This window comes from Thalassospira sp. SN3W (assembly GCF_038070535.1).
Taxonomy (GTDB): Bacteria; Pseudomonadota; Alphaproteobacteria; order Rhodospirillales; family Thalassospiraceae; genus Thalassospira; species Thalassospira xiamenensis.
In genome coordinates this window covers 2,091,376-2,103,807 of record NZ_CP121124.1, presented here as the reverse complement: position 1 = coordinate 2,103,807, position 12,432 = coordinate 2,091,376, and the positions used below count along the sequence as shown (strand labels likewise).

Sequence of the window (12,432 nt, the reverse complement as noted above, 5' to 3'; positions counted from 1 at the left end):
AACATGCTTGACCGCCCCTTGCAGCACCGCCTTTAATCAAAGGATAAGCAAGGGGAGTGTGCATGTTCAACGAAATGATGATGAACGATGAAGTACGCGAACCTTATCGCGCACTGGTTGACTGGATGGAGGCCAGCGGGCCCGAAACCCTCCAGCAGAAGCGACTAGAGGCAGAAACTCTTTTTCGCAAAATCGGCATCACCTTCGCGGTCTATGGCGAAGGTGGCGATCCGGAACGGCTGATCCCGTTCGATCTTATTCCACGCATTTTCACCGCCATGGAATGGCGCAAGCTCGAACGCGGCGTCAAGCAGCGCGCACGCGCGCTCAACACCTTCCTGTATGACGTCTATCACAACGCCGAAATCATCAAGGCCGGGATCATCCCAGCCGATCTGGTGTTCAGGAACGCCGCGTTTGAGCCGGCCGTGATCGGCATCGATCCCCCGCGCAAGGTCTATAGCCACATTGTCGGCGTTGATGTCGTGCGCGTCGGCCCGGATGATTTCTATGTGCTGGAAGATAACTGCCGCACCCCGTCTGGCGTTTCCTATATGTTGGAAAACCGCGAAATCATGATGCGGATGTTCCCGGAACTGTTTTCGAAATTACGGATCGAACCGGTCGAAAGCTATCCGGACATGCTCCATAAGACGCTCAAAAGCATCGCGCCCAAACGGTGCGACCGCGAGCCAAATATCGTGGTCCTTACACCCGGTGCAATGAACAGCGCCTATTACGAACATTCCTTCCTTGCCGACCAGATGGGTGTTGAGCTTGTCGAAGGGCAGGATCTGTTCGTGTCCGAAGGCCGCGTCTATATGCGCACAACGCGCGGGCCCGCCCGGGTTGATGTGATTTATCGCCGGATCGACGATGCCTTTATCGATCCGCTCTGTTTCCGGCCCGATTCCGTGCTGGGCGTTCCCGGCCTGATGAATGTCTATCGATCAGGCGGGGTTGCGATCTGTTCGGCACCGGGCGCCGGTGTTGCCGACGATAAGGCAATCTATACCTATGTGCCCGACATGATCCGGTTTTACCTTGGGCAGGAACCGATCCTGAATAACGTACCGACATGGAAATGCGCCAACCCGGACGATCTGAAATATGTGCTGGAAAATCTTGGCGAACTGGTCGTCAAGGAAGTCCATGGTTCGGGCGGGTACGGCATGCTGGTTGGCCCGGCCTCCACCAAGGAAGAACAGACGACCTATGCCGAGCGCATCAAGGCCGATCCGGGCGATTTCATCGCCCAGCCGACCCTTGCCCTTTCCGCCTGCCCAACCTTCGTTGAAAGCGGCATCGCCCCGCGCCATGTCGATTTCCGGCCCTTCTGCCTTGTCGGCGATGACATCCGGCTGACGCCGGGTGGCCTGACCCGCGTTGCCATGCGCGAAGGATCACTAGTCGTCAACTCGTCGCAGGGCGGCGGGGTAAAAGACACCTGGATCATGGCCGAGTAGAGAAGAAAGGGAAGTCACATGCTTAGTCGTACAGCAGACAACCTTTTCTGGTTGTCCCGTTACGTGGAACGGGCCGAAAACATGGCCCGGCTGATGGAAATGGGCTATCGCATGGCCCTGATGCCGGCCGCCGGTGACGGTAACCGCTCAGAATGGGCCTCCGTCCTGTCTGCATCGGGCTGCGCCCAGGGTTACGATCCCGCCATGCCGCTCCGTCAGGCCGAGGTTGCCGATTATCTGATTTTCAATCGCGATAATTCGTCTTCGATCCTGAACTGTTTTGAAAATGCACGCGCCAACGCGCGCGCCATGCGTACCGCCATCACCGCCGAAATGTGGGAAGCATTGAACAATGCCCTGATGGAATTGCGCCGAACGGCAATGCATAACCTTGCAAAAACCGATCTGCCGGAATTCATCGACTGGGTCAAACGGCAGGGTGCCTTGTTTCGCGGCGCGACCGATTCAACAATTCTGCGCAACGACGGGTACGATTTTATCCGTCTTGGCATTTTCATCGAACGCGCCGATAACACCGCACGATTGCTTGACGTGAAATATTATGTCCTGCTACCCGAAACCAGCATGGTCGGCGACGGTGTCGATAATTACCAATGGACGACGGTTCTGCGGGCGGCATCATCCCTGCGTGCCTTCCACTGGGTTTATCGCGATGATTATTCACCCTATCACATCGCGCACTTCCTGATCCTCAATCCGTTCAGTCCCCGGTCGCTGGCCCATTGTTCGGAACAGATCACCAACCATCTGGAACATCTGGCCCGCCATTACGGCCAACGAAGCCCGGTGCACAGCCTGGCAGTCGAAACATATTCCCTGCTGACCCAAACCCGCATGGACGAAATTTTCAGCCAGGGCCTTCACGAATTCCTGTCTGATTTCCTCAAACGAAATCAGACCCTGTCATCGGCAATTGCCGAAACCTATTATTTCGGGGGCCAGTAAGATGCGCCTGACTGTTGAACACCGCACCCATTATCGGTTTTCCCCGTCGGCACGCTATGTCGTGCAAAGTCTGAAGCTGACGCCGTCCCTGTTTGACGGACAAAAAATCATCCGCTGGTCGATCAAGGCCGAGGGATGCGTGATCAATTCAGAATTTGTCGATGGCAATGGCGACACCATCAGCACGCTGACCGCAACCGGGCCAGTTGATTCTGTTGATGTCGTTGTGTCCGGAGAAGTCGAAACCACCGATACCACAGGCATGCTTCGCGGGCATAAGGAACGCGCCTTTCCAACCGTGTTCCTGCGTTCAACGCCCGTAACAAAATCCAGTGCCGCGATCCGCAAACTCGCCGCCAAAGTCGAAAAGAAAACCAGCCCGGATAACCTGCTTGAACGGGCCCACGCCCTTTCGGCAGCCGTGTCCGATGCCGTCGCCTATGTCCCGGGCAGCACCCATGTCCATACCACGGCCGCCGACGCCCTGGCCGATGGTCAGGGCGTCTGTCAGGACCACGCCCATGTCATGATTTCGGCCGCCCGCCATCTTGGCATTCCCGCACGCTATGTATCGGGTTATCTGTTTGCCGATCAGGATGGCAAATCACACGAAGCATCCCATGCGTGGGCGGAACTGCATTTGCCCGAACTCGGCTGGGTCGGGTTTGACCCGGCCAACCGCTGCTGCCCGACCGATTATTATATTCGTCTGGGGTCTGGACTTGATGCGCAGGGTGCCACACCTATACGGGGTGTACATACTGGTGGTGCAAACGAGGATTTGGATGTAACAGTCATCGTTGCGCAATCACAGCAATAGCCGGACCCGAGAATAGAATATGACCTACTGCGTGGGCTTGATGCTTGATGAGGGGATGGTGTTCCTCTCCGACACCCGAACCAATGCCGGGCTTGATAACATTTCGCGTTATCGCAAGATGTTCACTTGGGAAGTCCCCGGCGAACGCGCCATCGTGGCTTTGACGGCGGGCAACCTCGCGATCACGCAGGCAGTCATGAGCACCCTGCAGGAAGCCATCGACAACCCGGAAACCGAACCGGGCGACTGTATCCTGAGCGCACCCAGCATGTTCCGCGTCGCTGAACTGATGGGCGAGGCGATGCAGAAAGTTCAGCACAAATATCAGGACACCCTTGAACAGCGCAAGGAAAGCAGCTCCGCCTCGATCATGGTCGGCGGGCAGCGCAAGGGCGGGGCTCAGCGCCTGTTTCTGGTCTATGCGGCAGGCAACTTTATAGAGGCCACCGAAGACACCCCCTATCTTCAGATCGGCGAACATAAATACGGCAAACCGATCCTTGATCGCGTGATCACCCCCGAAACGCCGATTGCCGATGGCGTCAAAGCCGCATTGCTGTCGATGGATTCAACATTGCGTTCGAACCTTTCAGTCGGCATGCCGCTTGATCTTGCCGTCCTGCCCGAAGGATCATGCCAATTCTCCGAACATCGCCGGATTGATGCCGAAGATGCCGGGTTCAAGGCCCTTTCGGACGCCTGGTCGCAGGCATTGCGCAAGGCATTCGCCGATATGCCCGACGAACATTGTGCGCCGGACTGTTAAACCTGATATCGCGCGATTAATATTATCTATGAAGAAATTAAATACGTAAAAATGTTATAAATCTACTAATTTCAGCGATGGATTAATTTTTTCAAAGTTCTCTTTAAAATAATCAACAAACCCATTCACTGGACCAACGTCACATACCCGACGCAATTCCAAACCTACACTTGAAAATTTAACTATACCGGCATCAAAATACTTCTCTTTTGTGGTATTATACTTTATTTTTTCTTCAAAGTACTCAAATTCCAGTTCGTTTTTCCCCAACCCCTCGCGAAATCCTCCCACTTGGGAAAGGTGAACCAGCCCCAAACTTTCAAGATTCTTCAGCACCGAAAAACTTAGCCCAGCATTAAGATGTATATTCTCGTCGAAGCTATTTACGAATGGGAAATAGACACCTTTTCCATAATCTACTTTGATAGAAAAATCACATAGAGCAGCAAAATATCGTGCCTCTATTTCATCCAAAAGCGATACTAAATTTATCGTCTTGCGAGAGAATGAACTCGCAATGTTTGCTTCTCCTGCAAGTATTCTAGACCAAAGATCCTGCATGTCCTCGTCAGAATACATTTTACACTTGCTAAGAAAAATCCTTATCCAGTCATCATGTATTTTTTCTGGCCTAGCGTCTTCATTCAGATAAACAAGACTCCGCACAACAACACTCTCGATGTTTTTCTGATCAATTATTGCTTCGTGATATTTTCGACGTTCAGCACGATCACGTAGTGAGCTCACTTCTAGCTCTGCCTTAGCGGAAATAATTTTAGCATTGGCCTCAGCTTTGGCAGTGCGCTCAATCTGCCATGGCACCAACATCCCTCCGATCGCATCAGAAACACGTTCAATCAATGCTTTTGCCGGATCTGCCCATGGCCCAATTTCACTCATCACTGACCTAAACTTTGAAGTATCAACCACAGTACGAAAGCTTCATAGAATAACCTAAAACTCTCGACATAACGGATAATAAAAATTATCTATAAAATCATGAAAAGCGACATGGACAATACCGTTACCGGCAGGATCACCCGCGAACTGGCCGACCGCATCATCGCCGGGAACATCGCCCCGGGCACGAAATTGCGCCAGGACCATTTTGCCGAGGAATTCGGCGCAAGCCACGTGCCGGTCCGCGAAGCCTTTCGCCGCCTCGAAGCACAGGGGCTGGTCGTCAGCGAACCGCGCCGCGGTGTGCGGGTTGCCAGCTTTGATATCGCAGAAGTCCGCGAAGTCGCTGAAATGCGCGCATCCCTCGAAGTCCTCGCCCTTCGCCATGCCGCCCCGCACCTGACCAGCGCCATTCTCGACGAGGCAGAGGCGATCAACCGTGCGGGCGAAAATGCCCCCGATGTCCGGGCATGGGAAGAAGCCAATCGCGCCTTCCACCGCCTGATCCTGACCCCGTGCGGCATGCCCCGCCTGCTGGCAACCATTGACGATCTGCATGCCGCAAGTGCCCGTTTCCTGTTTTCCGGCTTCCGCATGGAATGGGAAGCCCCGACCGATCAGGATCACCGCGCCATCCTGAAGGCGCTCCGCGAACGGCAGTTTGACATTGCTGCCGCCACCCTTGCGCGTCACGTCAAATGGATCGGCACCAAACCGGGGCCTAAAATCCGCCCGCAAACCCTTTCCTGACCCCTTCCAGAACTGTCTCCCGAACCCAAAATCCACGGTTCGAACCTGTTCCTGCCTGCGTTTTGGCAATGCAGGACACCTGCTTATGTGCAAATCTCCAATTTTATAGATAAAAATATAACATATAAATCAATATACTAACGATACATTTCCGCAAATATCGGCCAATTTCATCCAATTATCTATTTTGGGGATTGATTTCACCCTCCGATCACGGCGTAATTAATAGATGAGATTCGTTTTTTATCTATAATTTTGAATGCGATCCAGAGGAGGATGAAATCACCATGAGCAATGCAGTCTCCAAACCGGCCGAAACCCGCATATCATCGGGAATGAAATACAGCCTGATGGTTCTGGCCGGAATCGCCATCCTGACCGCCAGCGCCAAAATCACCGTTCCCTTCTGGCCGGTGCCAATGACCCTGCAAACCATGGCGATCATGGCAATTGCACTGACGACCGGTCCGCGCGTCGCCTGTGCCACCATGCTGGGTTATCTGGCAGCGGGTGCGGTTGGTCTGCCGGTCTTTGCCGGAACGCCGGAACGTGGCATCGGGCTTGCCTATATGGCCGGGCCGACCGGCGGCTATCTGCTGGGTTATCTGATTGCCTCATGGCTGGTCGGCGCACTGGCACAGGGGCGCGGTACGCTGGCGCGATTTGGCATCATGATGGCCGGTATGATCCCGGTTTATCTTCTGGGTCTGGCATGGCTTGCCGCCTTTGTGCCGCTTGAAAAGGTTGCTGAATATGGCTTCACCCCGTTCATTCTGGGCGACACCATCAAAATCGCCCTCGTTGCCCTTGGCAGTGCGGCCTGCACCCGCTTCATCAAACACAACAAAGGCGGCACCGCCTGATGAACAGCCTTCCCGCACAAAACCCGGCAATCGATCAAACCCTCCGTCACGACTGGACGGTGGACGAGATCGAGGCGATCTATCGCCTGCCCCTGCTTGAACTGATGGGCCGCGCCAGCGCGGTCCATCGCACCCATCACGATCCCAATGCAGTGCAAAAGGCCAGCCTGCTGTCGATCAAAACCGGCGGCTGCCCCGAAGATTGCGCCTATTGCCCGCAATCAGCCCACCACCGCGAGGTCAAGCTGGGCAGGGAACAGTTGATGGACCCCGGTATGGTTTTGAAAATGGCGGCGCGTGCCAAGGCCGCTGGGGCGGATCGTTTCTGCATGGGGGCCGCATGGCGTCGCGTGCGCGATGGTGCGGCCTTTGATGCGGTGATCGAAATGGTACGCGGTGTCCGCAACCTCGGCATGGAGGCCTGCGTGACCCTTGGCATGCTTGAAACCCGCCACGCCGAACGCCTCGCCGGGGCAGGCCTCACCGCCTATAACCACAATCTTGATACCAGCCCGGAATATTACAGCCAGATCATCTCCACCCGGACCTATCAGGACCGGCTCGATACGCTGGCTGCCGTGCGCGGTGCCGGGATTGACCTGTGTTGCGGCGGGATCATCGGCATGGGCGAAAGCATCCGGGACCGGGCATCGATGCTCCATGTTCTGGCCGGTTTCGCGCCACATCCCGAAAGTGTACCGATCAACGCGCTGGTGCCGGTGGCCGGAACACCGCTTGCCGACCGCGACCCGGTCGATGCCCTTGAACTGGTTCGCATGGTCGCAACCGCACGCATCACCATGCCAAAATCAACCGTCCGCCTCTCGGCCGGGCGTACCGACCTTACCCGCGAAGCCCAGATCATGTGCCTGATGGCCGGGGCCAATTCGGTGTTTTACGGCGAAAAACTTCTGACCACACCAAACCCGGAAGAAGATTGCGACACCGCCCTGTTCGCCGCCCTTGGCCCGATTCCGGCGTCGGTGGCCTGACAATATCCACATCAACCCCCGAACTTGTGCGACCCACCCGCGCAATGTTCCCCTTGGCGAAGCGCCCCTCAGTCGGGCCTTCGTCTTTTTTATAACCGGGCCAGGAAAGCGGGAAGAGGAAAGCAGGCAGGAAAAGGACGGAAAATCTAGTGGGCTTCGGCGGTTTCGTGTGGCTGATAGATAAAGCCATGTGCCGGATAAACCCGACCGAATGTGCCGATCGTGTTCATCATCCGCACTTCGGACCAGTCATTATTGGGCGAAACATCCACAACCGGCTGGCGATAATGCACCTTGCCCCGCGTACGCGAATCGCTGCCCCAGTTGGCATGATTGACCATGATCTTGCGACTGTCGAGGATGGCGGCAACCACCGCCACATGCCCGTATCTCAACCGCGATGTCTTCTTCAGCGCCAGAACCGCACCGACTTCGGGTTTTTTGCCCCGGTTATAGGTATTTTTCGCCTGATCCCACCATGTCCAGGCATCGCCATAAATTTCAATGCCCGACACAGCACGCGCATAAGGCACGCATTGCAAAAATTCGTCGGTGGGGGCAAAGGGCAACAGACGCGATGACGGCAAGCTGACATTGGTCACGGTCGAAACGCCGTCACTTTCAAGGCCGCTATTGGGTTTTGGCGTACTTGCAGATGCAAAGCATCCCGATACAAGCATACAAAATCCGATAACGACCGCCAGCCGCATGCGATATTCCCCCAAGAAATGCAAAATGATCCGTCACCCTAACCCGACGAGTTTTAAACAAGCGTTTACAAAGAGCCCCGAAAAACAAGATCATTTTGCCGTTTCTGTGGCAGGTTTCGAACTATTTGTCGCAATGCGATACAAGCGCCAAAACCCGAAAACCGCCGCGCACAAAATCAATATCCCTGATCCACGTGCGGTATATTGAATGTGTCCGGCCTCCGATATCGCACCCAGCATCGTGCCGCCCAAGGCAATCCCGCCAAAGCTTGTCGCACTCCAGAAGCTCATCACCCGACCGCGCAGCTTGTTATCCACCGTCAATTGCAATGCGGTTTGCGACCCAACCCCGACCGCCGTCAAACCAAAGCCGGTAATCGCAACCAGAACCACGGCAAGCTCGTACCACGGTGCAAAACCAAGCCCCAGCATGCCGCATCCGGCGGCAAAGGCCCCGATAATCGTCACCCGCTGAAAGGCGGCCGGATCGGATCTGACCCGCGACAACATGAATGTCGATGCAACTGCGCCAACCCCGCTTGCCGATGCCAGCATGCCAAGCCCGGTGACGCCGCGGTCATAAACCGCCTCGGCGAAGACCGGCATCAGTTCAACCATCCCGGTTCCGACCAGTGCGACAAAACACGATAGCGCCAGAACAGACCGGATCATCGGATGATGAAGGGCGTAGTTGGCCCCGTCGACAAGGGCAGCCAGCACCCGTTTGCTTTTGGCATCGGGTGCCCGTTCAACATGGATTTTGACAGTCGCCAGAACAAAGATCATCGGGATATAGGATGCCGCATTGATCATGAATGCCGCCCCGGTTCCCCATGTCGCGATCACGACACCACCCACCGCTGGGCCGACCAGACGTGAAATATTGAAATTCATCGCGGCATAGGCCACCGCCCGGCTCATGAATTCGCGTTGAACAATCACCGGCACCAGTGAAAGCCGAATGGGCGTCATCGCACTGGCCAAAACCCCGTTCGCCCCGGCCAGAACCACCATCCAGAACAGATTGATTTGCCCTGCCATCGACAGCATCATCAACAGAAATGCCGTCGCCGCCATCATAAGGTTCAATGTCACCGCCGTTTTGCGTAGATTGACCCGATCCGCCATCACGCCGAAAACCGGCCCCAGAATAAAAGCCGGGGCGAAATTAAGTGCCGCAATCAACCCTGTCCAGAATGCCGACCCGGTCAATGACCATGCCAACCACGACATGGCGATTTTCTGCACCCAAAGTCCTTGTGTGGTGATGCATTGCCCGATCAGAAACAGGACAAAGTTGCGATCCTGAAAGATCGATTTCCGGGATGGCTCGGCGGTTGGTGGCAGCACGGATTTTCCAGTTTTCATGACGGGGCGGGATCATGTTGCACCGGACGGTTGCATTTGACGGCCATATTTGGGGCGAAATGGCCTGCTATCCGGACAGAACAGTAATTTAACGTATCGTAACGATTATAGGGATACGCAAAGATGCGTGCCACAGATTGTTCGCCTGATGCGTGTATCTGGCCTTCTCAAACCCGTTGGGAAAACACATATCTGTTTCAGGCATCAGGACCTAAAGGAAACAACAGCAGTTAATTATAACGCCGATCAACACGGCATTCATGCCTTCGGGGCGGAAACACCCATGCATCAGAACTTTCGGGAAATCGAGCGCGAAAAATTCGCGATCCGCAACCAGACTTGCGAATGGACCCTCAGGGCCATGACCGCACTGCGCGCCAAGGTCGACATCAACATCAAGATGCATGGCGACCGCGATCATCTGGCCCAGGGCGACATTTTCATGTTCAACCATTTCGCCCGGTTTGAAACCTTTATCCCGCAATATCTGATCGCGCTTGAAACCGGGGTGTTTTGCCGGTCCATCGCGTCGGGCGAGTTTTTCGTCGAAGACAACAAATTTTCTCGGTACTTGCGGGCTCTTGGCGGTGTGCCCAATGATTACGAACGTCTGCTGCCGTTCCTTGCCGAAGAAATCCTGCGCGGCGGTAAGGTCGTGATCTTTCCCGAAGGCGGCATGGTCAAGGACCGGCGCGTTCTGGCCGCCGAACGTCCGCATCCCAAACGCCCGGATTACAGCATCTATTCCCGCTCCGCCGATCAACGGCGCGCCCATCATAGCGGCGCGGCCCTGCTCGCACTTTGCATCGATGGTTTTAAAACCGGTTTGTCGATGCTGCTGGACAAAGGCAAACACGATGAACTTGATCGCTGGGCAACTGCGATTGATACCACGCCCGAAATTCTCAAAGCCGCCCTTGCCAAGCCGACCCTGATGTTTCCCGCCAACATCACCTTCCATCCGCTCCGCGTTGATCAGAACCTGCTGGCGCGCGGTGCCGATCTTTTCGCCGGCGGGCTTAGCCCCAAGATGGCCGAAGAACTGATCATCGAAGGCAATCTTCTGTTCAAACGCACAGATATGGATATCCGGCTTGGCGATCCGGTTGATCCACGCCATCAATTCAACTGGATTGACCGGCGTATGCTGGCCCATCGGGTTGAAACCGCGACCTGCATCGATGATCTGTTCCGCCCGGCCAAGACGCTTGAAAAAATCCCGGATCGCATCACGCAATACGCCATTACCCGCCATATCAGCCCGCTTCGCGATCATTGCATGGCGGTGATGTATTCGAACCTCACGCTCAATGTCAGTCATCTGGCATCGCGCCTGATCATGATGTGGCTGGCCGATGGCGTGACCGAGGTCGATATTGCCCATTTCGACCGCACCCTTTATCTGGCGATCAAAAATGTCCAGCAGGCCGAAGGCGTTCATCTGCATCGCGGCATGCGCAACCCGGCAGATTATATTGGCATTTTTGATCTGAAATGCCCGCAAATCCGCGAATATATCGATGCCGCTGTACAACTTGGCCTGATCGAACGCGCTGACGGCAAATATTGCTTCCTGCCGAAATTGCAGGAAGAAGCCACTTTTGACCAGATCCGCATGGACAATCCGGTGATGGTCTATGCCAATGAAATGGCCCCGATCAATGCGGCCTGGACTGCACTTGAAAAGGCGCGGAACGAAGTCGATCATCTGACACCACGCGATTTTGCCAAACGCCGGTTCGATGATGAAATCCGTGCATGGCAATGGAACCGCGCCAAATACCAGAAACCGAAATACGCCGCGATCAATGATCAGGAAACGGCAACCGCCGATAGCCGTCCCTATCTGTTGCTGCCCAATGGCAACGAACATTTCACCACCGGCGTTCTCGTCGTCCACGGGTTCCTTGCCTCCCCGGCAGAACTTCGAAATCTTGGGGATCGGCTGGCCGCGCGCGATTATGCCGTAATGGGGGTGCGCCTTGCCGGGCACGGCACATCACCGCATGAATTGCAAAAACGCACATGGGGTGACTGGCTGGCATCGGTTCGGCGCGGCTATGAAATCCTGTCGGCCTTTTGCGACAACATCATTATTGTCGGCTTTTCAACCGGCGGGGCGCTGTCGGCCATTCTGGCAGCCGACCGGCCCGAAAAACTGGCCGGGCTCGTCGTGGCATCAACACCGCTTAAATTCCGAAACCGTAACCTGATGTTTGTGCCGTTGCTTTATGGTGCCAACAAACTGATGGGCTGGGTACCTTCGGCACAGGAAATGCTCAGTTTCCGGCTTAACGAATCCGAACATCCCGATATCAATTACCGCAACATCCCGATTGGCGGCCTGCACAATCTGCGCCAGACGGTTGCCGAAATGCAAAACCGTCTGCCCGATATCACCTGTCCGATCCTGATTTTGCAGGGCGACGGCGATCAGGTGGTTGACCCCGCCAGTGCCACCCTGATCAAACGCCACGCCACAGGATGCAGCAAACTGGATATCCAGATGCTCGCATCCGACCGGCACGGCATCCTGAACGAGGATATCGACAATGCGGTCAATCGCGTGATCGACTTCGTCTCCAAAACCGCCCCGGCCGACAGCACCTTGACCGCAGCCATCCCGGCCCAATAACTCGAGGGAATGCCCGCCGAAGCCGCCGCCCCTTAGCCCCCGGAGCCCTTGAGCATCCCTCGGGCAAACGCCCAACGTCCACACCACATCGACAATGCCCCAGGTTAAATCCTCATACAAATAAAATGCGACCGGGATTTACGATGCTGTCGCATCAAATTTCGGGTGAATTCATCCCAACGAACCCACTTGACTC

At 55.4% G+C, this 12,432-nt stretch carries 11 protein-coding genes; 8 read left to right on the top strand and 3 right to left on the bottom strand.

The window, feature by feature from the left end:
• Nucleotides 1–62 precede the first annotated feature (62 nt).
• The 4 genes from P8T57_RS09430 to P8T57_RS09415 are packed head-to-tail and all read left to right on the top strand — an operon-like array spanning nucleotide 63 to nucleotide 4,018.
• The gene (locus tag P8T57_RS09430; RefSeq protein ID WP_341365277.1) at nucleotides 63–1,466 is read left to right on the top strand and encodes a circularly permuted type 2 ATP-grasp protein; all 1,404 of its coding nucleotides are present in this window, start codon (nucleotides 63–65) and stop codon (nucleotides 1,464–1,466) included.
• Between the two features lie 18 nt (nucleotides 1,467–1,484).
• On the top strand, nucleotides 1,485–2,432 hold the full coding sequence (locus P8T57_RS09425; RefSeq protein WP_063092186.1) for an alpha-E domain-containing protein: 948 nt from the start codon (nucleotides 1,485–1,487) through the stop codon (nucleotides 2,430–2,432).
• A gap of 1 nt (nucleotide 2,433) precedes the next feature.
• Nucleotides 2,434–3,252 (top strand): transglutaminase family protein, encoded by an 819-nt coding sequence (locus P8T57_RS09420; protein WP_063092187.1) that lies wholly within the window; start codon nucleotides 2,434–2,436, stop codon nucleotides 3,250–3,252.
• Nucleotides 3,253–3,271: 19 nt separating this feature from the next.
• On the top strand, nucleotides 3,272–4,018 hold the full coding sequence (locus P8T57_RS09415) for a proteasome-type protease (RefSeq protein ID WP_341365276.1): 747 nt from the start codon (nucleotides 3,272–3,274) through the stop codon (nucleotides 4,016–4,018).
• Between the two features lie 54 nt (nucleotides 4,019–4,072).
• Here P8T57_RS09415 and P8T57_RS09410 read toward each other — a convergent pair whose 3' ends face one another.
• Nucleotides 4,073–4,918 (bottom strand): DUF2806 domain-containing protein, encoded by an 846-nt coding sequence (locus P8T57_RS09410; RefSeq protein ID WP_341365275.1) that lies wholly within the window; start codon nucleotides 4,916–4,918, stop codon nucleotides 4,073–4,075.
• A gap of 111 nt (nucleotides 4,919–5,029) precedes the next feature.
• On the opposite strand from P8T57_RS09410, the gene P8T57_RS09405 reads away from it, so the two are divergent.
• From P8T57_RS09405 to bioB, 3 genes are all read left to right on the top strand, one after another.
• Nucleotides 5,030–5,668 (top strand): GntR family transcriptional regulator, encoded by a 639-nt coding sequence (locus P8T57_RS09405; protein WP_341365274.1) that lies wholly within the window; start codon nucleotides 5,030–5,032, stop codon nucleotides 5,666–5,668.
• A 287-nt stretch (nucleotides 5,669–5,955) separates the two neighbouring features.
• Nucleotides 5,956–6,531 carry a biotin transporter BioY gene (locus tag P8T57_RS09400; protein ID WP_341365273.1) on the top strand — a complete coding sequence of 192 codons (576 nt, stop codon included), beginning with the start codon at nucleotides 5,956–5,958 and terminating at the stop codon, nucleotides 6,529–6,531.
• Nucleotides 6,531–7,523, top strand: a complete 993-nt coding sequence (gene bioB, locus P8T57_RS09395; RefSeq protein ID WP_341365272.1) for a biotin synthase BioB — start codon at nucleotides 6,531–6,533, stop codon at nucleotides 7,521–7,523. The genes P8T57_RS09400 and bioB overlap by 1 nt, the downstream gene beginning before the upstream one ends.
• Before the next feature lie 146 nt (nucleotides 7,524–7,669).
• Here bioB and P8T57_RS09390 read toward each other — a convergent pair whose 3' ends face one another.
• Together P8T57_RS09390 and P8T57_RS09385 are read right to left on the bottom strand one after the other, a co-directional pair.
• Nucleotides 7,670–8,203 (bottom strand): CHAP domain-containing protein, encoded by a 534-nt coding sequence (locus P8T57_RS09390; protein WP_231858550.1) that lies wholly within the window; start codon nucleotides 8,201–8,203, stop codon nucleotides 7,670–7,672.
• Nucleotides 8,204–8,323: 120 nt separating this feature from the next.
• Entirely contained in the window at nucleotides 8,324–9,601 is a 1,278-nt protein-coding gene (locus P8T57_RS09385; RefSeq protein ID WP_341365271.1) for an MFS transporter, read from the bottom strand.
• A 283-nt stretch (nucleotides 9,602–9,884) separates the two neighbouring features.
• On the opposite strand from P8T57_RS09385, the gene P8T57_RS09380 reads away from it, so the two are divergent.
• Entirely contained in the window at nucleotides 9,885–12,236 is a 2,352-nt protein-coding gene (locus P8T57_RS09380; RefSeq protein ID WP_341365270.1) for an alpha/beta fold hydrolase, read from the top strand.
• Nucleotides 12,237–12,432 lie beyond the last annotated feature (196 nt).